Consider the following 22,243-nt stretch of genomic DNA (forward strand, 5'->3'; position numbering starts at 1 on the left):
TGGATTGCAGGAGACAAGACGATGAAAAAGCCAACCCCTTTTTCGGGCATGGTGGCCGCAGCCACGCTCGCCAGTGTGCTGACCGCCTGCGGCGGCAGCGGTGATTCAGGCCTGGGTGTCATCGAGATACGCAGCCTGTCCAACCGGGCCGACATGATCAGCGACGGCAATGCCTATATTGAAATTGTGCTGCCCAAGGGCAGCCCGCCCGGTGCGCTGAAGGTGGCGCTCAATGGCACGGATGTCACCGCCCGGTTCGCCCAGCGCGCCAATGGCCGGATTCTGGGCCGGGTCGAGGGATTGAAGGTGGGCGCCAACACCCTCACCGCCACGGCGGCCGGCAGCGCGAGGGCACGGCTGGACATCACCAACCATGGCCGGGGCGATCCCATCTTCGCCGGGCCGCAGACCGCGCCGTGGATCTGCGCCACGCGCAATGGCGCGCAAGCCACCGTTTCCGTGCCCGGCACGGCACTTTCGGCGACCGTGACCACGCGCGTCAGCGGTCTCGATACCGATCCGGTGGATGTCCAGTGCAATACCAGGACCCAGTACACCTACTACTACATGCCCAAGGCCAGGCAAGGCAGAGCCTGCACGATGGGTCCGGCAGGCGCCACGCCCTGTCATGTGGCCTACGACCCATCGCAGCGCCCGGCCGACAGCGAGATCGCCGACTTCACCAACGACCGCGGAGATACGGTCAAGCACCTGCTGCGCCTGGAAACTGGCGTCATGGGCCGCGGCACCTACCAGATCCTGGCCTACCATGACCCCGCGCTTGCCTGGACGCCCTGGGAGCCGCAAAAGGGATGGAACGGCAAGGTGCTGTGGCGATTCGGCGCAGCCGCTTCCGGCAATCGCTTCCAGGAGCCGGCGGTCAACCTCCTCGACCAGTTCAGCGGCAGCCTGCCGTTCGACCCCAACGCGCTCGCGGCAGGCCACATGGTCGTGAAAGCCATGCTGACCAACCACCTGCACAACAACAACGAGTTGCTGGCCGCCGAGAACATGATGCGCATCAAGGAGCACCTGATCGAGAACTACGGCGAAGTGCGCTACACCATGGGCGACGGCGACTCGGGTGGCTCCATGATGCAGACAGTGATCGCCTCCGCCATGCCGGGTCTGCTGCAGGGCATACAGACGGGGCTGAGCTATCCCGATGCGGTGTCCACCTGGATGGAAACACGCGACTGCGGCCTGCTGTCCAACTACTACAGGACGGCCGCAGGACAGGCACTGAGCGACACCGCGAAGGCCGCCATCAATGGCCATCCGGCCAGCTACTGCGACAAATGGGTAGGGAGCTTCATCGCCCCCCAGAACCCCCGGCTGCCCGACAACTGCGGCGTGGGCTTTCCCGCCTCCATCGTCTACGACCCGCGCACACGCGGCCAGGGCGTGCGCTGCTCGATCCACGACATGCTGGTCCCGGTGTTCGGGACGTTCAAGGACACCGACGGCCACACCAAGCCGCAGCTGCCGTATGACAACACGGGCCTGCAGTACGGACTCAAGGCACTGCAGTCGGGCGCCATCGACGCGGAGGCTTTCGTGCAGCTCAACGAAGGCATCGGCAGCTACACCAACGACATGGACTGGACCGGCGGCACTGCGTCCAGGCCGGCAGCCCGCGAGCGGGCCGTGGCCAGCCTGCTGCCCAGGCTCTACAGCAGTGGCCTCACCAGCAACGGCAGGAACCTGTCCCAGGTGGCCATCATCGACCTGCGGCCCGAGGGCGGCAGCGACATCCACATGACCTGGCGCAGCCTGCAGCAACGCGCACGGCTGGATGCCGCCAACGGCCACCATGACAACCACGTGATCCGCGCCAGCAAGGGCATGGTCCCGCTGCTGATCGCCCCTGCCATGCGACGCGAGGCCTTTGTCATGATGGACCGCTGGCTGACCGCCGTGGAGCGCGACACCACCGGCGCGGCGCTGGCACAGAAAGTGGTGCGCAACAGGCCTTCGGATGTCAGGGATGGATGCATCGCCGCAACGGGAGCCGCCCCTTCGGATCTCGACAAAGTCCTGGCCCTGGACGACCCAGCCTGTCCCCTCAAGCCGACCCTGTCGCCACGCCAGGTGGCCGGAGGTCCGCTCGCGGAGGACATCTACCAGTGCCAGCTCAAGCCCCTTTCGTTCACCAGCCCGGAGTACGCCGGCATCACCTTCAGCCCGGCCCAGCAAAAGCGCCTTGCCGCAGTATTTGCGGCAGGAGTGTGCGACTGGAGCCAGGCCGGAACGGGCCAGAGCCAGGAGGCGGCCTTCCTGACCGATTTCAGTGCCGGCCCGGCGGGCACCAAGGCCGGGCCTGCGCCGGTCTCGCGCAACGATTGAGCTGCACCCTGCGCGAAGTCCCGCAGGGGTCCGGGGGCCGGTGATCAGGGTTTGCAGCGTGCCAATCCAGGCAATGAAGCAGCAGACTTTCATTGAAGATTTGCATCAATCACCATGCAGCCGCCCACGATCAACGCCGTCCTCAAGTCCGCGCCCTTTGCGCCCCACCTGAGCAGGGCCCACCTGCTCAGGTTGCGGCGGGAGGTGCTGTTGCGGCACATACCGGCCGGCGCCCCGCTTTGCCACAAGACGCACCGGGCCGGCCACTGGGCCGGCATCGTCCAGGGAGCGGTCAAGATCCATGCGCTGTCGCCTACCGGGCGCAGCACCACGCTGGCCACCTTTACCCCGGGTTGCTGGTTCGGAGAGGGCACACTGCTCAAGCACGAATGCTGGCCGTTCGACGCGACGGCGATCGAGGATACGCTGGTGGCACTGATGCCGGCCAGCACCTTTCACTGGCTGCTGGAGCGCAGCCTCGGCTTCAACCGCTTCCTGCTGGACCAGCTCAATGCGCGCCTGGGCCAGTTCATCGGCCGCTGCGAGCATGCGCGGCTGCACCATTCCAGCCGCCATGTGGCGCACTGCATCTCGGAGCTGACCGATTCGAGGCTGTATCCGGACACCGGCAACCGGCACCTGGGCATGTCGCAGGAGGAGTTGGCCAGCCTGGCCGGCGTGTCGCGCCAGATCGTCAATCGCACCCTGGGAGAGCTGGAGGACATCGGAGCGGTCCGCGTCTCCTATGGGGCATTGACCCTGATCGATCCGGAGGGACTGCGGCGCTTCAGCGAATCCTTCGAATGAGGCGCGGCCCCGGCGCTCATGCGGCCTCCAGCACCTCGACGCGGTTGCGGCCCTTGCGCTTGGCCGCATAGCAGGCCATGTCGGCCGAGCGCAGCGCGCTGCTGACCGTGTGCTGGCGGGCATCGAGCACCACCATGCCGACGCTGGCGCCCATCAGGTAGCGCTGGCCCTCGTGCGCGCCTTCCCAGTCCTGCACGGCCATGCACAGGCTCTGCGCCAGCAGCATGCCCTGCTCGGCCGGGACGCCGGCCAGCAGCACGGCGAACTCGTCGCCGCCCAGGCGCGCCACCCAGCCCAAGGGCCGCACCACGCTGTCGATCAGCCGGGCCATGTGGCACAGCACCTCGTCGCCGGCCGCATGGCCTCCCTGCTGGTTGACGTGGGCGAAGTGGTCCAGGTCCAGGAACAGGATCACGCCATGGTGCGGCATGGGAGAAATGGCGACTTCGACCGCGGCCGTGGCCACGGCAGCAACCTCGGCGTCGGCTTGCGAGGAGGAGGCCTCTTCCTGCAGCGCCTCGGCGGGCAGGTGCTGGGCGGCGCTGCATTCCTGCAGCCATTCATGCAGGCGCATGGCAAAGGCCTCGCGGTTGGGCAGCAGGGTCAGCGGATCGTGCATGGCCTTCCAGCCCGGCTGCTCGCGCACCAGGCGCTGCATGGTCACGTCCTCGACCACCCAGACCAGGGTGGGATCGGCCGGCACCACGGCGCGTGGCTCCAGGCCGCGCTGCAGGCGCTGCAGGCTCTGGCCGTGCAGGCGCACCCAGATGGGGCGGCCGTCCTTGCGGACAAAGCACTGCTCGCTGTCGAACTGGCCGTACATGTCCAGGTCCTTGCGCACACGCTCCAGCAACTGGGCGTGCGCAGCGTCGGAGGCGCACAGCTGGCGTATCGCCTGCCCCTGCAGCTCGCGCGGCGGATATCCCAGCATGCGCGCGGCCTGCAGGCCCACCAGCTCCAGATGCGCCGCATGCGTGACCACCAGGCCCACGGGCGCGTAGTCCATCAGCGTTTGCAGCTGCAGTTGCAGCCGGCCGACCTCGTGGGCCTGGTCCTGGCCCATCTGGCCCAGGCGGTGCAGGGCCTGCCACAGCGTGGAAGCCTCTCCCCAGGCATGGGTCCAGGGCATGCGCCAGCCGCCTTCCTCTGCATGGCCTGGCGCAGGCTCCGGCGCGGGATCGGGCTCTTCGGCCATCAGCCGCCCCTGGCTCGCCAGCCATTGGCGTGCACTGCGATGCAAGGCGGCCATGGGTTCGGTGACCAGGATCAGCAGCAGCACCAGCAGCGCGGTGACCCCCGCGACGGCTACCAGCAGCCACCAGAGCACGCGCGGCGCCAGGCTGGGCGCAATGGCTTCCTCGGGGGTGATCCTGACCACCAGCCACTGCGGCAGCGGCATGCCGGCCGTCGTCACCAGGTAGCCGGCGCGGCGCTGGGTATCGGGGCCCACCTGCAGGCCGCCGGCGGAAGGGTCCTGCAACCAGTCCGCGCCCAGGCCGGGCTCGGCCTCGGCGCGCGCCGTCCAGCGCGCGGGATCGGAGTGGGCCAGGATCTGCCCGTCGCGCTGCATGACCAGCAGCCGCCCTGCGGAGCGCGAAGGGTCGATGCCGGGCGGCAGCAGCGCCTGGCCGGACATGCGCACGCCCGCCGAAAGCACGCCGCTGACCGTGCCGTTGCCGGCGCGCAGCGGCACGGCGTACAGCAACTCCATCATTGCGGGATCGGCCCCCTTGCGGACCATGGTGGAGACCACGGGCTTGCCATCGGCCAGGCTGCGCCGCATCACGTCGCGCACGCCTTCGTCCAGATCGACCAGGGGTTCGGAGCGGCCGCCGCGCAGGCTCAATTGCAGTTGCCCACGCGCATCGGCCAGCTGCAATGTGTCGAACAGCCGCACGGATGCGTCTCCGCGCAGCATCTCGCCCATCAGGCGGCTGGGGTCGCCGCCCTGGTCGGCCATGCCCTGGGCCAGCACCCACAGCAGGCGCTGCTGCTGCTCCAGCCGCGAGGCCAGCATGCGCGCCACGGTATCGACCTCGTCGGCCTGCCGGGCCATGGCGCGCTCCAGCGTCTGCTGGCGCATGCTGTGCGATACCCACCAGGCACTGCCCAGGCCCACCACAAGCACGGCCGCCGCGGCCAGCGCCAGCACCGTGCAGCGCATGGCGCCCCAGCCTGTGGACGCGCGCGGCCACGAGGGCGAGTCCGGCACCTGCGGAGCATCCTGGGATGCCAGCAGCGCCTGGAAAAAGGGTGATCGACGGGCGTCCAGTGACATGACGCCCTCAATATATGCAGACCCGAAAGCCGTCCCACTGGGTGGAACCCGCGAACCAGTGAATACCCCGCCCCGCAAGTCCCGGCGCTTGCAGGCCGGCACCCGTCAGCGGCGTGGGAATCAGCCTACTGCGAGCACTTCGAGGGCCGCCGGCTTGGGCAGATCGATGACATTGCCCCGGCCCGCGATGAGTCCATGTTCACGCAACTGGCGCAGCACGCGCGAGAAGGTCTCGGGCGCAATGCCGAGCTGGGCGGCGATCAGCCGCTTGCGCAGGTGCAGCGTCACGCGCAGGCCGCCCGCCTCGTGCGGCATGGCATGGCGCAGCAACCACTGTGCGCAGCGTGCCTCGGCATCCTTGGACAGGCGGCTCACGGCCAGCTCGGTCTGGGCGCAGTAGGCCTGGGCCATGTCCTGCAGCAGTTGCTGGGCGGGAGACGGCAGTTGCGAGACGGCCTGCAGGAAGTCGGCCTGGGGCAACTGCTGCACGCGGACATCGCTGTCGGCCAGCATGTCCAGGCTGCTGCCGCGCCGCTGCAGCACAAAGGCCGCATCCAGCCAGGCCGGCCCCTCCACCACACCCAGCTGGTGGCGCATCTGCCCACCCTGGCCTATGCCCAGGAGCACGCGACCGCGTTCCAGATACATCACCGTATCCGGCGACTGCCTACGCAGCCTGAGCCAGGTACCCGCGGCCAACACCTGGGCGGAACCCGGCGCGAAGGCGAAAGCTTGCAAGGAAGACAGGGCGAACATGCACGCAACTTTGCCGGCTTTGCAGCCGCCGCGTTTTGAGCCACGTCAATCGGCCGCCAGCACGCACGCCGACAGGCGGCATACTTGTCACAAGTATGTCACCAATGAAACGTAATGTATCCAACTGAAAAGTTGAGCCCATGATCGATCCCCAGATGCTCGCCAGCCTGCCCGCTGCGGCGGCCGTGCTGTCGGCCGCAGTGCGGTCCGGTGCAGGCCCCGTGGCACAGCTCATGCGCGCGGGCGGCCTGTACTGTGTCTTCCAGCCGCTGGCCGACTTGCGCAGCGGCAGCATCTATGCGCATGAGGCGCTGATCCGCGGCCCCCGGGGCATGCCGTTGCACACGCCCGACGCCTTGCTCAAGGGCGCTGCGGCCGAGGGCATTCTTCGGGAATTCGAGCTGCTGGCGGTCTGCGTGGCGCTGCAGGACTGGGGCCGCCAGGGCGCGCCGGGCCGGCTGTTCGTCAACCTCAGCGCCCAGGCGCTGGTGCAGGCCGTGGGTGTCTGCGGCCCCGGCATGGTCGGGGACACGGTGCGCGGCTTCGGCGTGCAGGCGCGGTCCCTGGTGGTGGAGATCACCGAGCACGACCATGTGACCGACATGCCCGCCGTCTGCGCCGCCGTCAAGGCCGTGCACGCCACGGGCGCGCGCCTGGCGCTCGACGACTTTGGCGACGGCCGCTCCAGCCTGCGCCTGTGGTCCGAGGCCAAGCCGGACTTCGTCAAGATCGACAAGTACTTCATCCACCAGATCGAGCAGCGCCCGGCCACGCTGCAGCTGCTGCAGGCCATCAAGGGCATTGCCGAGGTCTTCGGAACCACGCTGATCGCCGAAGGCATAGAGACCGAGGACGAGCTGCGCACCCTGCGCGACCTGGGCATTGCGTACGGCCAGGGATGGCTGCTGGGCCGGCCCGCCGAAGCCGCCCAGCCGCAGATCAGCCCGCAGGCGCTGAGCGTGGCGCAGGACCCGCGCGTGGCCGTGCTGCCCCACCAGGGCCACAGCGCCCGCCCGGGCGTGCTGCGCAACCTGATGGTGATGCAGGCGCCCTGCGTGGCACCGGCGGCCAGCAACGACGAGGTGGCCGAGCTGTTCCAGGCCGGGCAGCAGCTGCACGCCATTGCCGTCGTGGAGGCCGGCCGGCCGCTGGCCCTCATCAACCGCCAGCAGTTCATGAACCACTACGCCACGCTGTACTTCCGTGAAGTCCACGGACGCAAGCCCTGCCTGGCCTTTGCCAACGTGCAGCCGCGCATCGTGGAGCTGGACTGCGATGTGGACCAGCTCGTCGGCATCCTGACCTCGCAGGACCAGCGCTACCTGAGCGACGGCTTCATCGTCACCGACAACGGCCGCTATGTGGGCCTGGGCACGGGCGAGCAGCTGGTGCGCCGCGTGACCGAGGCCCGCATCGAGGCCGCGCGCCACGCCAACCCGCTGACCTTCCTGCCCGGCAACATCCCCATCAGCCTGCACATGCAGCGCCTGCTGGACAGCGGCGCCGGCTTCGTGGCCTGCTACGCCGACCTCAACCACTTCAAGCCCTTCAACGACCACTACGGCTACTGGCGCGGCGACCAGATGATCCGCCTGGTGGCGCGGCTGGCCGTGGCGCACTGCGACGCGCGGCGCGACTTCGTGGGCCATGTGGGCGGGGACGACTTCATGCTGCTGCTGCAAAGCGAGGACTGGCAGCAGCGCTGCGAGGACATCGTCGGCGCCTTCGCAGGCGAGGCGCGCCAGCTGTTCGACGACCAGGCGCGCGAGGCCGGCGGCATCTGGGCCGAGGACCGCCACGGCATCCGGCGATTCTTTGCCTGCACCACGCTGTCCATCGGCGTGGTGCGCGTCGCGCCGGGCAGCCTGCTGGCACCCGAGGACATCGCCAACCTCGCGGCCCTGGCCAAGCAGCAGGCCAAGGCGCAAAGCCTGCCGGGGCGCGGCGCCATCGCGCTGCACACGCCGCACGATGAAGCGCGGCATCCGGCCCTGCACGGCACCGCAGCGGCCTGGCCTGCCTGAAACAAGAAGCCCGCAGGCTCTTGCGAGACTGCGGGCGGGTGGCTGGCAGCGCATGGGCGCGGCAGGATGATCAGTTCACCGATGCACCCGATTCGTACCAGCGCTTGACCATGCCGCGCTCGTCATCGCTCAGGGCGCCCGGATTGCCGAAGGGCATCTTGCGCAGCTGCACCACCTGCTGGTAGATCTGCTGGGCATGGGCCTTGACCTGCTCGGGCGAGTCCAGGCGCACATTCTTTTGCTGCAGGGCGGCACCGTGGCAGACCACGCAATGCTGCTGCAAGAAGGGCGCGAGCTGGGCATAGCCGACGGCGCCGTCGGCAGGAGCGGCGGCAGCCGGGGACGCAGGGGCTGCAGGCGCAGCCGGCGCTGCCGTGTCACCACCGGGAGCCGCTGCTGCGGGCTCGGTCGTTGCGGCAGGCGACTGCACGGCGGCGGGAGCCGGCGCAGGCGCTGCGGCAGGCGCCGGCGCGGGCTTGAGCCAGACGGCCGTGCCGATCAGCACCAGCACGCCAACCAGGGCGTAGGGCCAGGGATGGGCATTGCGGCCCAGCTTGAAGCCGTGGCGCATCACGAAGAACTGACGGATGGCGGCGCCTGCGAACATCATCAGGATCAGCACCAGCCAGTTCAGCTCATGGCTGTACAGCCAGCCGTAGTGGTTGGACAGCATGGCGAACAGCACCGGCAGCGTGAAGTACGTGTTGTGCACGCTGCGCTGCTTGCCGCGCTTGCCGTGGATGGGATCCACGGGCTGGCCTTCCTTCAGGGCCTTCACCACCGTGCGCTGGCCGGGGATGATCCAGAAGAACACGTTGGCGCTCATCGAGGTCGCCAGCATGGCGCCCATCAGCAGGAAGGCGGCCTGGCCCGGGAAGATGTGGCAGGCCAGGAAGGCCGCGATGCACACCAGCACCAGCACCATGGCGCCCACCGTGGCGTCGCCGTTCTTCTTTTGGCCGAAGACGCGGCAGATGCCGTCGTACAGCAGCCAGAACACGACCAGGAAGGCCAGGGCCGAGGCAATGGCCGCAGCCGAGCCCATGGCATTGGGATCGGCCGGATTGACGAGGTAGATCTTGGCGTTCCACAGGTACGACACCGTCAGCAGCGCAAAGCCGCTGAGCCAGGTGGTGTAGCTTTCCCAGTAGAACCAGTGCAGGTGGTCCGGCAGCTTGGGCGGGGAGACATTGAACTTGACGGGGTGGTAGAACCCACCGCCGTGCACGGCCCAGAGTTCGCCGCTGACGCCCTGCTTCTTGAGATCGTCATCGACGGGCGGCGTCAGGCTGCTGTCGAGGAAGACGAAATAGAAGGAGGAACCGACCCAGGCGATGGCCGTAATGACGTGGAGCCACCGCAACAGCAGGTTGGCCCAGTCGAGAATGTAGCTTTCCATAGCTCTCAACCTTGGCAGCGTGGGGGCCGCCGGTGTTCAACCTGCTCACCACTGCGGGCGCTCTGAGCAGAAGAAAAAGGCCGCGCACCCGGTAGATATACCGCCGGTGCACCGCTGCGACCATTTCGTAGACACAAAGTGTATGCAATTTTTCGACAGCCAGCCGGCTTGCGCGACATCAATTCACTAGAGATTTCCCTGATTCTGCGCAGGCGCGGCGCTGCGCCGCTGCAGCAGCTGCGCCGCCACGGCCACCGCGATCACCTCAGGCTCCTTGCCCTTGATGCCGGGCACGCCGATGGGGCAGGTCACATGGTCCAGCTCCGCATCGCTGAAGCCGCGCTCGCGCAGCCTGCGCCGGAAGGTGGCCCATTTGGTGGCGCTGCCGATCAGGCCCACATAGGGCAGGTCGCCGTGCTGGCGCTGGCGGCCCAGGCACTGGGCGACCACCTCCAGGTCCTCGGCATGGCTGAAGCTCATGATCAGCACCTGGGAGCCTGCAGGCAGATCGGCCACGGCCGATTGCACGGGGTCTGAATACTCGCACTGCACGAGCTCGTGCTCCTCCTCGGGGAAGACCGAATCGCGGCTGTCCACCCACATCACGCGGTAGGGAAGATTGCACAGCAGGCGCACCAGCGCATGGCCGACGTGGCCTGCGCCGAACAGGGCCACGCAGTCGCGCGGCGGCTGCAGCCGCTCGCGCAGCATGTCCATGCGGCCCTGGGGCACCAGCACGAACCTCAGCATCACCACGCCGCCGCAGCACTGGCCCAGGCTGGGGCCCAGCGGATAGCGGTGCTGGTGCTCGGTGGCGACCTGGCCGCCATGGCTACCCTGCTCGCCAGGCGTTGCCCAGCCGCGCAGCAGGCTGCGGGCCCTGTCGATGGCATCGAACTCCAGGTGCCCGCCGCCGATGGTGCCGGCCACGCGGTCGGCGAACACCGCCATCCAGGCGCCGCGCTCGCGCGGCACGGAGCCTCGCGAGTCCATCACTTCGACCCAGCACAGCGGCCCCTGCGCAAGGCCCTGCTCGACTTTGTTGAACGTGTCACTCCACATGGGCGCACCTGACAGCCCGTCGTGGCGCCTGCGGGCTTCGTTGGAATTTGTTGCGGGATTGTCCGCTGCGGCACTTGAGTTTTGCGCTCCGACTGCCGGTGCCGCAGTGTTTCAGGATACGCTCGCAATCATGCCCGATTCCCCTGATTCCACGCAGCACAGTTCCGTGCAAAAGCCACGTTCCGGCCGCCCCTGGCTGTGGGCCGGCCTGATGGCCGCCATTGCCTCCCTGGTCACGGCCTGCAAGTCCCCGCCCGGCCCCGGCCCGCGCCCCGACGACGTCAGCTCCAGCGCACAGCTGCAGTACCGCAAGGTGGCCGCCAACCATCTGTACGCGCGCAATGCCGATCGCATCTACAAGGGCCAGTTGCCGCCCATGCTCTACGCGATCGGCGTGCTCCAGGTCCAGATCGACCGCAACGGCCAGGTCCAGCGCCTGCACTGGATGCGCGCGCCCGGCCATGCCCCCGAGGTGGTGAGCGAGATCGAGCGCCTGGTGCGCGCCGCCGCGCCCTTCCCCGCTCCTGCCGGCGCCGCCCGCATCACCTATACCGATACCTGGCTCTGGGACAAGTCCGGCCGCTTCCAGCTCGACACGCTGACCGAGGGCCAGCTCTGAGCCTCAGGCCGCTGCGCACGGCTGGCCGTCGGCAAAGCTTCGGGCGCTTCTGAGCAGGCAGGTCACGGCATAGAGCACCAGGTCGTCCGGTGCGTCATCGTTCACGCGATCGATGACCTCGATGGCATAGCCCAGGTCCTGCGACAGCTTCGGCAGCACGCCTGCCGAGCGGCCGCCGGCCTGCAGGCCGGCCACCGCCTGGTCAGCGCTGGCGTGGTAGCCACGCAGCAAATCACGCGCGGCAAACACCATGGCCGAGCCGGCGCGTTCGGCATGCAGCTCCAGCACGCCCAGGGCCGCTCCCATATGGCACAACGCATCCACCGCCAGCACCTCCTGGTGCTGCGGTGAGGGTTCCTGATGGCTGTGGCCCGATTGCTTCACTGTCTTCATGGCATCCCTTGCGCGGGACCGTGCTGGTCCCGAAGCAACAATACCTATCAGGTCCCTTGCAGTCAATACCTTTCCGGTCCATGATTGCCGGCGATGAAACAGACCGATCCTCAGTACAAGCTGCGCCTGCCGCAGGAACTCAAGGACCTCGTCGAGGAGGCAGCCAAGCGCACCGGCCGTTCCATGAACGCCGAAGTCGTGGCCCGGCTACAGACCACGTTCGAGGCCCCCCTGCTGGGCCGCCTGTCGGCCTCGACGGACCCTTCGCTGGAATGCGAAGAGCCCGTGAGCATCTACGACATCAAGATGAGCGCCGAAGCCGTGGAGCGCATCGAAAAGCGCCTGGAACGCATAGAGCAGGCCGTGCTCGCGCCCGCTGCGCCGCAATCCGCCAGTGAAGACGGCGCAACCGGCGGCGCCTGATCCGCCCGCACAAAAGAAAACCGGCCCGCAGGCCGGTTTCGTTCAAAGGCCCCTCAGGGCCGGGATCATTCGACCACCTTGGTGATCTTCGAGCCCTGCAGCGACACGCCGGCTTCCAGGCCCGCGTTGGTCAGCACGTAGCTGGTGACGGGGCCCTGGGCGGTCGTGGTGTCCACGCTGCCATTGGCGCCCACCTTGCCTGCGGCCACCGTGGCATCCGCGCCCACGGACCAGCCGTCGCTGGCCAGGAACTTGTCCAGCGCTTCCTGGGTGTTGAACACATAGATCACAGCCTTGGACTGGCCGCCTGCCTGCCAGCCCACCGAGGCGCCCGTGGTGCTGTAGAAGCCCTTGTTCTGGCCGCCGACGCGCAGCACGCCGCGGCCATGCTCCACACCGATGACGAAACTGCCGCCGATCACCGAGGGGAAGATCAGCACGCCCTTGGAGCGGGCCACCATTTCCTTGGAGCCCGGCGCCGTCTGGTACAGCCGCTCCAGCGCAGCGTTGGCGCGCGCATTGACGGTGGTGGAATCAGCACGCGGCGCGGACTGGGTTTCCGGCTTGGTGGTGGTGCAGCCGACCATGGCCACGCTGCCGGCCGCCAGTGCAGTGGCCATCACGACGGTACGCAAAGAAAACTGACGCATGGGAAAACCTGCCTTTCTTGATTGGACGTTTTGGGGAGACCCCATCGGTTCATTGGATTGATCACCTTGCCTCCCGGTCCCGGGCACCCCTACCAGTGCTCGCAAACCGCTTCGGAGACAGGCTGGGGACGATGCTAGGCCGCTTTGCGGTACTTGTGATGAGACATGTCACAAGTTGCGCCATAGGACTACAGGCCCGCAGGAAATGTCTGAAAATCCCGTTCCGGGCCGCCACAGCCGACACCGAAAGCCCGCTGATGCCAGAATGCATCCACAGCAACACCCGGCCCACCGGGCCCATCCACATCGAGGGAGTTCATGAAGTTCTGGAGCCACTTTCACCATCCCCAGGCAGCCATGGTGCTGTTGCGCGTCACGCTTGCGGTCCTGCTGCTTTTTCATGGCTGGGCCAAGATCCGCTACGGCATAGGCAGCATCGAGCGCATGGTGGAGTCCGCGGGCGCGCCGGGCTGGCTGGCCTATGCGGTGTATCTGGGTGAGGTGGTGGCGCCGCTGCTGCTGCTGGTGGGCCTGTGGGTGGTGCCCGCGGCGCTGGTGATTGCGGTCAACATGATCGTGGCCTTCGCGCTGGTGCACACAGGCCAGGTGATGCAGCTGCACAGCTCGGGAGGCTGGGCGCTGGAGCTGCAGGCCTTCTTCTTCATCTCGGCCCTGGTCGTGGCCATGGGGCATTCCAAGGGCAAGTAGCCCGCACGCTTGCTGGAGCCCCAAGAGCAACGGCCCGCAATGCGGGCCGTTCGTCATTTCAGGTTTCACTCCAGGCCATCCCCCGACAGCCTGCGCCTGCAGTCCAGAGCTCAGGAGCCCCGGTACGTCGAATAGCTCCAGGGGCTGACCAGCAGGGGCACATGGTAATGCTGGTCGGCATGGGCAACGCCGAAGTCCAGGCTCACCTTGTTGAGGAAGTTGGGCTCGGGCAGTTGCACGCCACGGGCCTTGAAGTAGGCCGCCACGTCGAAGGTCAGCCGGTAAGTGCCGGTCCTGAGGCTGTTGTTGTCGAACAGCGGCGCATCGGTGCGGCCGTCGTGGTTGAGCACCAGGCTCTTGATCAGCGTGGCCTGGTCGCCATCGGTGGAATACAGCGCGACAGCCATGCCGGCTGCGGGGCAGCCATTCATGGTGTCGAGGACGTGGGTGCTCAGGCCCATGGAAATCTCCTGTGCGGCGGGAGCTGGCCCGCCCGGTTGTCATTGGTTGGTCGATGCACGAAGCGCGGCGCGCGACAGCACTCGCGGCCCCCTCGTGCATTCGCAAAGTGTATACAGTTTTTGTACGCCCTTAAAGTGCGCCATGCAGCTCGAGCCTAGGCAGATACCCGCACTTTCGGCGTCGGCAGCGGCCCGTGGGCAGGCCTGCAACGCCATGCTTCTACACTGTGGTCCGCCGCCGCCCCGGCTGCAGGCCCTGCGGCCATCGCATACCGGGCGGCAAAGGACTTTCGCTCATTTCAACGGTTCCACTGTTTCATCTGCCAAGGAGATACCGATGCCATTTCGCTCCCCCTTGCTGGCAACCAGCCTGGCGCTGGCCATTGCCAGCCTGGCCGCCTGCAGCAGCACACAGCCGCCCGCGGCCTCGGCGCCGCCAGCGCCGGTGGCCGCAGCACCTGCACCGGCGGCAGCGCCCATCACGCAAAGCAATGCGGCCCAGGCGGCCAGTGCGGCCTATGACTTCGACATGGATGTATTCCATCCCGTCGTGGCCAGGAACGGCATGGTGTCCAGCGAGCAGGAGCTGGCCTCGCGCATCGGCCTGCAGATCCTGAAGTCGGGCGGCAATGCGGTGGATGCCGCCGTGGCCATGGGCTTTGCGCTGGCGGTGGCCCTGCCCAATGCCGGCAACATCGGCGGCGGCGGTTTCATGATCGTGCACGACGCCAAGAGCGGCAAGAACATTGCGCTGGACTTCCGCGAGGTCGCACCCTCCAAGGCCACGCGGGACATGTACGTGGGTGCGGACGGCAAGGTCATCGACGGCAAGTCGCTGTACACCCACTACGCCGTGGGCGTGCCCGGCACCGTGGCCGGCATGGAGCATGCATTGAAGAAATGGGGCTCTCTGCCGCTGTCCACGGTGATTGCGCCATCCGTGAAGCTGGCCGACAAGGGCTTTACGGTCAGCGAGACCCTGGCCAAGATCCTGGAGCAGGAAAAGAAGAACATGGGCCAGTGGCCCGCCACCCAGGCCATCTTCTGGCGCAACGGAGAACCCCTCAAGCGCGGCGACCGCCTGGTGCAAAAGGACCTGGCGCAGTCGCTGCGCCTGATCGGGCAGCAGGGCTCCAAGGTGTTCTACGAAGGCGCCATTGGCCGCAAGCTCGCGGCCGAGATGGCGCCGCATGCGGGCGCCCTGTCGCTGCAGGATCTCAAGAACTACAAGGTGGTCGAGCGCGAGCCCGTGCGCGGCACCTATCGCGGCTACGAGATCGTGACCATGCCACCTCCGTCCTCCGGCGGCGCCCACCTGATCCAGATCCTCAACATGATGGAACGCTGGCCCATGAACCAGTGGGGCGCCAACAGCGCACAGAGCATCCACTACATGGCCGAAGGCATGAAGCTGGCCTATGCCGACCGGGCCGAATACCTGGGCGACCCGGACTTCGTGACCGTGCCGCTCAAGGGCCTGACGTCCAAGCGCTACGCCGAGGCGCTGGCCGCCGGCATCGACCCCTACCAGGCGCGCGCCGGCAAGGACATCAAGCCCGGCAAGCCCCAGCCCTACGAGAGCGACCAGACCACGCACTACTCCGTGGTGGACAGGATGGGCAACGCCGTGGCCGTGACCTATACGCTGAACACCAACTTCGGCAGCGGCATCGTGGCCAAGGGCACGGGCATCCTGCTCAACAACGAGATGGACGACTTCTCTGCCAAGCCCGGCGTGGCCAACGCCTACGGCCTGGTCGGCGGCGATGCCAATGCGGTGGCCGCAGGCAAACGCCCGCTGTCGTCCATGACGCCCACCATGGTGCTCAAGGACGGCAAGCCCGTGCTGGTCACCGGCAGCCCCGGCGGCGCGCGCATCATCACCACCGTGCTGCAGACCGTGGTCAATACCATCGACTTCGGCATGAACCCGGCCGAGGCTGCCGCCACGCCGCGCTTTCACCACCAGTGGACGCCCGACGAGCTGCGCGTGGAAAAGGGCATCAGCCCCGACACCGTGGCCCTGCTCAAGTCGCGCGGCCACAACGTTGCCGTCAAGGCATCCATGGGCCGCACGCAGACCATCCAGCTGCGCGACGGCATGCTCTACGGCGCCTCCGACCCGCGCAACCCCGACGGTCAGACGCTGGGCTATTGAAGCAAGAAAAAGCCGCGCCCGTTGCCGAGCGCGGCTTTTCACAACAGGGCGGCGCAAGGCCGCCCTCCCACCAATCGCGTTGTCAGTTGCGCGGCATCAGGCCGGGACCTTCTGGCCGACCTCGAAGTTGGCCTGGATCTCCAGCGCACGCACCATGCCCGAGTGGTCCCAGTTCGCGCCGCCGTGGGCCACGCAGCTGTTGAACAGCTCCTGGGCCTGGGCCGTGTTGGGCAGGGACACGCCGAGCTGGCGCGCGCTGCTCAGGGCCAGGTTCAGGTCCTTCTGGTGCAGCGAGATGCGGAAGCCCGGATCGAACGTGCGCTTGATCATGCGCTCGGCATGCACCTCCAGGATCTTGGACGAGGCAAAGCCGCCCAGCAGCGCCTCGCGCACGCGGGCCGGGTCGGCGCCGGCGCGCGATGCGAACAGCAGGGCCTCTGCCACCGCCTCGATGTTCAGCGCCACGATGATCTGGTTGGCCACCTTGGCGGTCTGGCCGTCGCCATTGCCGCCCACCAGGGTGATGTTCTTGCCCATGCGCTCGAACAGAGGCTTGACGCGCGCGAACACGTCCTCGGGGCCGCCGACCATGATGGACAGGATGGCGTTCTTGGCGCCCACCTCGCCGCCGGAGACCGGCGCATCCAGGTACTGGGCGCCGATGGCCTCGATGCGGCGAGCGAAGTCCTTGGTGGCCACGGGCGAGATGGAGCTCATGTCCACCACCACCTTGCCGCTGCTGCCCTTGAGGCCGGCGGCCACGCCGTCCTCGCCGAACAGCACCTTCTCGACATCGGGCGTGTCGGGCAGCATCAGGAAGATGATGTCGGCCCGCTCGGCCACGCCGCGCGCGGTGGTGCACTGGGTGGCGCTGCTCTCGGCGATCTGCGCCGGGATCTTGCCCAGGGTGTTCACGAAGAGCTGGTGGCCAGCCGCCAGAAGGTGGCCTGCCATGGGCGCGCCCATGATGCCCAGGCCCACGAAACCGAGCTTGAGAGAGGATGCATTCATGCTGTGTACTCCTTGTCGTTTTTGAAAAGCTGAGAAAAAACTCCGGCGGCACTCAGGCGGCGACTGCCGTGCGCACGCTGGTGTGGGCGTCCAGCCAGCCCAGGCCCGATTCGGTATCGCGCGCAGGCTTGTACTCGCAGCCCACCCAGCCCTGGTAGCCGATGCGGTCCAGGTGCGCGAAGAGGAAGGGGTAGTTGATCTCGCCCGTGCCCGGCTCGTTGCGGCCCGGGTTGTCGGCCAGCTGCACGTGGCCAATGCGCGCCAGATGCTTTTGCAGCGTGGCCGCCAGCTCGCCTTCGGTGCGCTGGGCGTGGTAGATGTCGTACTGCACGAAGGCGTTGGGCGCGCCCACCTCGTCGAGGATGGACAGGGCCTCGTCCGTGCGGTTCAGATAGAAGCCGGGAATGTCGAAGGGGTTGATGGGCTCGATCAGCAGGCGCAGATTGGCCGCGCTCAGCGCCGATGCGGCAAAGCGCAGGTTGTCCACGAAGGTGCGGCGCAGCAGCGCGGCATCGGCACCGGCAGGCGCCTTGCCGGCCAGGCAGTTGAGCTGGGGCACGCCCAGCGCATGGCCATAGGTCACGGCCTTGGCCACGCCGGCGCGGAACTCGTCCACGCGGTCGGGGTGGCAGGCAATGCCGCGCTCGCCCGCATCCCAGTCGCCGGCAGGCAGGTTGTGCAGCACGATCTGCAGGCCGTGGGCGTCGACGCGCTCCTTGATCTCCTGGACCGTATGGGCGTAGGGAAACAGGAATTCCACGGCCTCGAAGCCGGCGCGCGCCGCGCGCTCGAAACGGTCGAGGAAGGGCACCTCGGTGAACAGCATGCTGAGGTTGGCAGCAAAACGGGGCATGTCAGAAGTCTCCGGTTGTCGTTTGGTGGGTTGGGAGCGGCAGGGCACGCAGGGTGCCCCGCCGATAGAAAAAGCAGTGCAGTGCAATGCCGTGCGATGTGCCGTGGCGGGCCGGTCAATCCAGCAGTGCAAGCGCGCTGGGCACGTCGGCAGGCGCTGCGGCCAGGTCCTCGAACTCGATCACGTTGTCGATCTCGGCGCCCATGGAGATGTTGGTCACGCGCTCCAGGATGACCTCGACGACGACCGGCGTGCGGTGCTCGGCCATCCAGGCCTCGGCCTGCTGCATGGCGGGCGCGAAGTCCTCGGGACGGTGCACGCGGATGGCCTTGCAGCCCAGGCCCTCGACCACCTTGACGTGGTCCACGCCATAGCCCTTGGACTCTTCCTTGTCGTCGACATTGATGTTGTCGAAGGCCAGTTGCACGCAGTAGTCGATGGAGAAGGTGCGCTGCGCCTGGCGGATCAGGCCCAGGTAGCTGTTGTTGACCAGCACATGGATGTAGGGCAGCTTGAACTGCGCCCCCACGGCCAGCTCCTCGATCATGAACTGGAAGTCATAGTCGCCCGACAGCGCCACGATCTTGCGGGCCGGGTCGGCCACGCGCACACCCAGGGCGGCCGGCACGGTCCAGCCCAGCGGGCCGGCCTGGCCGCAGTTGATCCAGTTGCGCGGCTTGTAGACATGCAGGAACTGCGCGCCGGCAATCTGCGACAGGCCGATGGTGGAGACGTAGCAGGTGTCCTTGTCCAGGCTGCGGTTCATGCACTGGTAGACACGCTGCGGCTTCATGGGCACGTTGTCGAAATTGGTCTTGCGCAGGTACTCCACATTGTTCTTGCGGGCCTGGCATTCGGCCACCCAGCCGCTGCGGTCCTTCAGGCGGCCAGCCGCCTTCCACTCGCGCGCCACCTCCACGAAAAGCTGCAGCGCCGCGCCGGCATCCGAGACGATGCCGTAGTCGGGCGCGAACACGCGGCCGATCTGCGTGGGCTCGATGTCCACGTGCACGAACTTGCGGCCCTTGGTGTAGACCTCGACCGAGCCCGTGTGGCGGTTGGCCCAGCGGTTGCCGATGCCCAGCACGAAGTCGGAGGCCAGCATGGTGGCATTGCCGTAGCGGTGGCTGGTCTGCAGGCCGCACATGCCGGCCATCAGGCGGTGGTCGTCGGGAATGGTGCCCCAGCCCATCAGCGTGGGGATCACGGGCACGTCCAGCAGCTCGGCGAACTCCACCAGCAGCTCGGACGCATCGGCGTTGATCACGCCGCCGCCCGACACCAGCAGCGGACGCTCGGACTCGTTGAGCATGGCGATGGCCTTTTCCACCTGCTTGCGCGTGGCGGCAGGCTTGTAGACAGGCAGGGGCTCGTAGGTATCGATGTCGAACTCGATCTCGGCCAGCTGCACGTCGATGGGCAGGTCGATCAGCACGGGGCCGGGGCGGCCCGAGCGCATCAGGTGGAAGGCCTGCTGGAAGGCGCGCGGCACCTGGGCCGGCTCCAGCACCGTGGTGGCCCACTTGGTCACGGTCTTGGCGATGGAGGCGATGTCCACGGCCTGGAAATCTTCCTTGTGCAGACGCGAGCGCGGCGCCTGGCCCGTGATGCACAGGATCGGAATCGAATCCGCGCTGGCCGAGTACAGGCCCGTGATCATGTCCGTGCCGGCCGGGCCGCTGGTGCCGATGCACACGCCGATGTTGCCGGCCACGGCACGGGTGTAGCCCTCGGCCATGTGGCTTGCGCCTTCGACGTGGCGCGCCAGGATATGGCCGATGCCGCCATGGTCCTTGAGCGCTGCGTACAGCGGGTTGATGGCGGCACCGGGAACGCCGAATGCGACGGTGACGCCTTCTTTTTCCAGCACGCGGACTGCGGCTTCGATTGCTTTCATTTTCGCCATGGAGGTCTCCTTCAAACTGGAGACAACTCTAGGCAGACGGGCCTGTTGGCGGAACGCCTGCACAGACCATAAAATTTATTCCGTGCAGGAATAACTATCAATGAAAAAGGAGACAGCGCCATGGACAGACTCGATGCCATGCACATGTTCGTGCGCGTGGTGGAGACCGGCAGCTTCACCAAGGTCGCGCACGAGTTCGCCACCACCCAGCCCACGGTGACCAAGCAGGTCGCGGCCATGGAGACGCGCCTGAAGGTGCGCCTGCTCAACCGCAACACGCGTGGCGTGAGCCTGACCGAAGCGGGCGCGCTGTACTACGAGAAATGCAAGACCATCGTCAACGACGTGGCCGAGGCGGACAAGGTGGTGCAGGTGCGACAGACCCAGGTGCAGGGCCAGCTGCGCATCGGCAGCTCGGTGGCCTTCGGCCGGCGCGTGCTGATCCCGCTGGCGCTGGAGTTCATGACGCACAACCCCCAGGTGCAGATCGACCTGAGCTTCGAGGACCGCTACACCGACCTGGTGGCCAACGGCATCGACGTGGCCCTGCGCCTGGGCAAGCTGGCCGACTCCAGCCTGGGCGCACGCACCCTGGGCGTGAACCCCTGGGTACTGGTGGCCTCGCCCGCCTACCTGCGCAAGCGCGGCACGCCGCGCCGCCCCTCCGACCTCAAGGAACACGCCACGCTGATCTACAGCAGCGTGCAGGGCAACGACCTCTGGCGCCTGCGCAACGCCAGCGGCGAGCCCGTGTCCGTGCCCGTCACCGGCCGCCTGCGCTCCAACAACCTCTCGGCCCTGCTGGCGGCCTCACGCTCGCACATGGGCATCGCCGCCCTGCCCCGCTACGTGGCCCACGACTCGCTGCAGGCCGGCCGCGTGGTCGAAGTCCTCAAGACCTGCCGCCTGCCCGAGCAGGAAATCCACGCCGTCTACCCCTCGCCACGCCTGGTGCCGCAGAAGGTGCAGTCCTTCATCGCCTTCCTGCAGGGGCGGTTCGATGCCGAATGGTGGGAGACGCTGCCGCGCGGGGCGTGAGGCCAGGCGCTGCGCATTGGCAATGCAATGTATGTACATTGATAGGAATGCCGTCCGAACGGCCTGTGTGATCCCCGTGTTGCGAGGTGCCAGCCATGTCCAAAGAAGTGCAAATGACATTTCGTGTCGAGCCTGAGCTGCGCTCGGAGTTTGCCGACGCCGCCTTGCAGGAAAACCGCCCCGCAGCACAGGTGCTGCGCGAGTTGATGCGCGCCTATGTCAACCAATCGCGTGAACGCGTCAGCGGCCCTGTGAACGCCGCCATTTCCGCAACGGAGAAACGCCGGCGCGAAGCAGCCGTCAACTTCGCCCGCGCGTCCGTTGGGCTGGAAGGCTTCACGCCTTCCGAAGCTGCTGAGGCCGGCGCACGCCAATTCATCCGGGGTGATATCCAGCTTGCCGATTTCGTCCAGGTGAAGGTCAATGCGCGATGAGTTCCTGTCAGCATCCGCGAACACGTTGGCTGCAGCGCAGCGTCAGCAACTCGAAGCCGATCACACATTCAAACGGCTTGTCGAGCTGGAACTGGAGCCTGTGCGTGGCAGCTTCGACGCTGCCCACCTGAAGGCAGTCCACCATCGCATCTTCCAGGACTTGCCGGACGCCGGCTTCCACGAGGTCACGCCGGGCGAATTCAGAACACAGGTGCCCCATGGCCAGGATTGGATGAAGCAGCGCGGCCTATCGACCATGGGAGGCACTTTCCATGTCGTCTATTCACGCATGGACGACGCGGCCATGGCCAGACTCGACAAGGCCCTCGAAGAAGCCAACCCCGACGAGCTGCGCGGCTTGAAGACCGCTGAATTCACGGCACGGCTTGCCAGGATGTACATCGAGTTGGACTACGCCCATCCCTTCAGCGATGGCAACAGCCGAACGCTTCGCACCTTCACCAGGCAACTCGCCAGGGAAGCTGGATATGAGGTCGATTGGGCACGATTCGGACACAGCGAGACCAGGCGAGATCTTCTCCATATCGCCCGCGACCGCAGCGTGAACGAGCTGGCGAAGCCACACGTCCAGCACGAAAACACCATGCGAAAAATCCTGCGCACGCAGGACAGGCTGAAAGCCCATCCGCCCCTGCCCGACTTGCTGCGCGACGCAGTACGGCCGAGCCGCGCCTTGGCCTTCGAGCGGTTGAACGAGCGGGAAGCCTTGCGTGAGTACCCCGAGCTTGAAGCGGCATACAAGGTCATCCATGCAGCGGCGACCCGCCTGGCCTCGCAGATGCCGGGCAACCCCGAGGCGCAGGAAGCCGGCATTCAGTCAGTCATGAACCATGTTCAGAACTGCCTGAACGCCGGGGAGACCGTCGACTTCGGCCATAGCCAGAAAAGGTAAAAGC

20 protein-coding genes are annotated in these 22,243 nt (G+C 67.1%); 10 read left to right on the forward strand and 10 right to left on the reverse strand.

Translation table 11 applies throughout. The features are described 5' to 3' along the window. Positions 1 to 21 precede the first annotated feature (21 nt). Together GRX31_RS18690 and GRX31_RS18695 are read left to right on the forward strand one after the other, a co-directional pair. Positions 22 to 2,346 carry a DUF6351 family protein gene (locus GRX31_RS18690; protein ID WP_160854172.1) on the forward strand — a complete coding sequence of 775 codons (2,325 nt, stop codon included), beginning with the start codon at positions 22 to 24 and terminating at the stop codon, positions 2,344 to 2,346. Positions 2,347 to 2,460: 114 nt separating this feature from the next. Continuing rightward, on the forward strand, positions 2,461 to 3,153 hold the full coding sequence (locus GRX31_RS18695) for a Crp/Fnr family transcriptional regulator (RefSeq protein ID WP_017404028.1): 693 nt from the start codon (positions 2,461 to 2,463) through the stop codon (positions 3,151 to 3,153). Positions 3,154 to 3,169: 16 nt separating this feature from the next. Here the strand turns inward: GRX31_RS18695 and GRX31_RS18700 are convergent, their stop codons facing one another. Further along, the gene (locus GRX31_RS18700) at positions 3,170 to 5,431 is read right to left on the reverse strand and encodes a sensor domain-containing diguanylate cyclase (protein ID WP_160854174.1); all 2,262 of its coding nucleotides are present in this window, start codon (positions 5,429 to 5,431) and stop codon (positions 3,170 to 3,172) included. A 120-nt stretch (positions 5,432 to 5,551) separates the two neighbouring features. Continuing rightward, entirely contained in the window at positions 5,552 to 6,187 is a 636-nt protein-coding gene (locus tag GRX31_RS18705) for a Crp/Fnr family transcriptional regulator (RefSeq protein WP_016449769.1), read from the reverse strand. Between the two features lie 140 nt (positions 6,188 to 6,327). Between GRX31_RS18705 and GRX31_RS18710 the strand changes: the two genes are divergently transcribed. Then, positions 6,328 to 8,211, forward strand: a complete 1,884-nt coding sequence (locus tag GRX31_RS18710) for an EAL domain-containing protein (RefSeq protein ID WP_133073326.1) — start codon at positions 6,328 to 6,330, stop codon at positions 8,209 to 8,211. 70 nt (positions 8,212 to 8,281) lie between these two features. Here the strand turns inward: GRX31_RS18710 and GRX31_RS18715 are convergent, their stop codons facing one another. Both GRX31_RS18715 and xdhC read right to left on the reverse strand, forming a co-directional pair. Continuing rightward, positions 8,282 to 9,610, reverse strand: coding sequence for a urate hydroxylase PuuD (locus GRX31_RS18715; protein WP_016449771.1), 1,329 nt, complete (start codon positions 9,608 to 9,610; stop codon positions 8,282 to 8,284). Between the two features lie 186 nt (positions 9,611 to 9,796). Continuing rightward, on the reverse strand, positions 9,797 to 10,672 hold the full coding sequence (gene xdhC / locus GRX31_RS18720; protein WP_160854176.1) for a xanthine dehydrogenase accessory protein XdhC: 876 nt from the start codon (positions 10,670 to 10,672) through the stop codon (positions 9,797 to 9,799). A gap of 130 nt (positions 10,673 to 10,802) precedes the next feature. Between xdhC and GRX31_RS18725 the strand changes: the two genes are divergently transcribed. After that, the gene (locus tag GRX31_RS18725) at positions 10,803 to 11,291 is read left to right on the forward strand and encodes a hypothetical protein (protein ID WP_016449773.1); all 489 of its coding nucleotides are present in this window, start codon (positions 10,803 to 10,805) and stop codon (positions 11,289 to 11,291) included. 3 nt (positions 11,292 to 11,294) lie between these two features. Here the strand turns inward: GRX31_RS18725 and GRX31_RS18730 are convergent, their stop codons facing one another. Continuing rightward, positions 11,295 to 11,684 (reverse strand): hypothetical protein, encoded by a 390-nt coding sequence (locus tag GRX31_RS18730; protein ID WP_160854178.1) that lies wholly within the window; start codon positions 11,682 to 11,684, stop codon positions 11,295 to 11,297. 93 nt (positions 11,685 to 11,777) lie between these two features. Between GRX31_RS18730 and GRX31_RS18735 the strand changes: the two genes are divergently transcribed. Further along, positions 11,778 to 12,107, forward strand: a complete 330-nt coding sequence (locus tag GRX31_RS18735; RefSeq protein ID WP_016449775.1) for an Arc family DNA-binding protein — start codon at positions 11,778 to 11,780, stop codon at positions 12,105 to 12,107. A gap of 65 nt (positions 12,108 to 12,172) precedes the next feature. Here the strand turns inward: GRX31_RS18735 and GRX31_RS18740 are convergent, their stop codons facing one another. Next, entirely contained in the window at positions 12,173 to 12,757 is a 585-nt protein-coding gene (locus GRX31_RS18740; RefSeq protein ID WP_016449776.1) for a BPSL1445 family SYLF domain-containing lipoprotein, read from the reverse strand. A gap of 318 nt (positions 12,758 to 13,075) precedes the next feature. Here GRX31_RS18740 and GRX31_RS18745 point away from each other — a divergent pair, with 318 nt between their 5' ends. Next, positions 13,076 to 13,465, forward strand: a complete 390-nt coding sequence (locus GRX31_RS18745) for a DoxX family protein (RefSeq protein WP_016449777.1) — start codon at positions 13,076 to 13,078, stop codon at positions 13,463 to 13,465. 110 nt (positions 13,466 to 13,575) lie between these two features. Here GRX31_RS18745 and uraH read toward each other — a convergent pair whose 3' ends face one another. Continuing rightward, on the reverse strand, positions 13,576 to 13,926 hold the full coding sequence (gene uraH / locus GRX31_RS18750) for a hydroxyisourate hydrolase (protein ID WP_012204044.1): 351 nt from the start codon (positions 13,924 to 13,926) through the stop codon (positions 13,576 to 13,578). Between the two features lie 337 nt (positions 13,927 to 14,263). On the opposite strand from uraH, the gene ggt reads away from it, so the two are divergent. Further along, entirely contained in the window at positions 14,264 to 16,084 is a 1,821-nt protein-coding gene (gene ggt / locus GRX31_RS18755) for a gamma-glutamyltransferase (RefSeq protein WP_160854180.1), read from the forward strand. Positions 16,085 to 16,180: 96 nt separating this feature from the next. Here the strand turns inward: ggt and glxR are convergent, their stop codons facing one another. From glxR to gcl, 3 genes are all read right to left on the reverse strand, one after another. Beyond that, positions 16,181 to 17,095 (reverse strand): 2-hydroxy-3-oxopropionate reductase, encoded by a 915-nt coding sequence (glxR, locus tag GRX31_RS18760; RefSeq protein ID WP_160854182.1) that lies wholly within the window; start codon positions 17,093 to 17,095, stop codon positions 16,181 to 16,183. A 52-nt stretch (positions 17,096 to 17,147) separates the two neighbouring features. Beyond that, positions 17,148 to 17,948 (reverse strand): hydroxypyruvate isomerase, encoded by an 801-nt coding sequence (gene hyi / locus GRX31_RS18765; RefSeq protein ID WP_016449781.1) that lies wholly within the window; start codon positions 17,946 to 17,948, stop codon positions 17,148 to 17,150. Positions 17,949 to 18,063: 115 nt separating this feature from the next. Further along, the gene (gene gcl / locus GRX31_RS18770; protein ID WP_160854184.1) at positions 18,064 to 19,854 is read right to left on the reverse strand and encodes a glyoxylate carboligase; all 1,791 of its coding nucleotides are present in this window, start codon (positions 19,852 to 19,854) and stop codon (positions 18,064 to 18,066) included. A gap of 120 nt (positions 19,855 to 19,974) precedes the next feature. On the opposite strand from gcl, the gene GRX31_RS18775 reads away from it, so the two are divergent. From GRX31_RS18775 to GRX31_RS18785, 3 genes are all read left to right on the forward strand, one after another. After that, positions 19,975 to 20,892 carry a LysR family transcriptional regulator gene (locus GRX31_RS18775; protein WP_016449783.1) on the forward strand — a complete coding sequence of 306 codons (918 nt, stop codon included), beginning with the start codon at positions 19,975 to 19,977 and terminating at the stop codon, positions 20,890 to 20,892. Between the two features lie 95 nt (positions 20,893 to 20,987). Then, positions 20,988 to 21,326, forward strand: a complete 339-nt coding sequence (locus tag GRX31_RS18780) for an antitoxin VbhA family protein (RefSeq protein WP_237426722.1) — start codon at positions 20,988 to 20,990, stop codon at positions 21,324 to 21,326. Beyond that, entirely contained in the window at positions 21,316 to 22,239 is a 924-nt protein-coding gene (locus tag GRX31_RS18785) for a Fic family protein (protein WP_160854186.1), read from the forward strand. The genes GRX31_RS18780 and GRX31_RS18785 overlap by 11 nt, the downstream gene beginning before the upstream one ends. The last annotated feature ends 4 nt before the right edge of the window (positions 22,240 to 22,243 follow it).

This window comes from Delftia sp. CH05 (assembly GCF_009827015.1).
Taxonomy (GTDB): Bacteria; Pseudomonadota; Gammaproteobacteria; order Burkholderiales; family Burkholderiaceae_C; genus Comamonas; species Comamonas tsuruhatensis.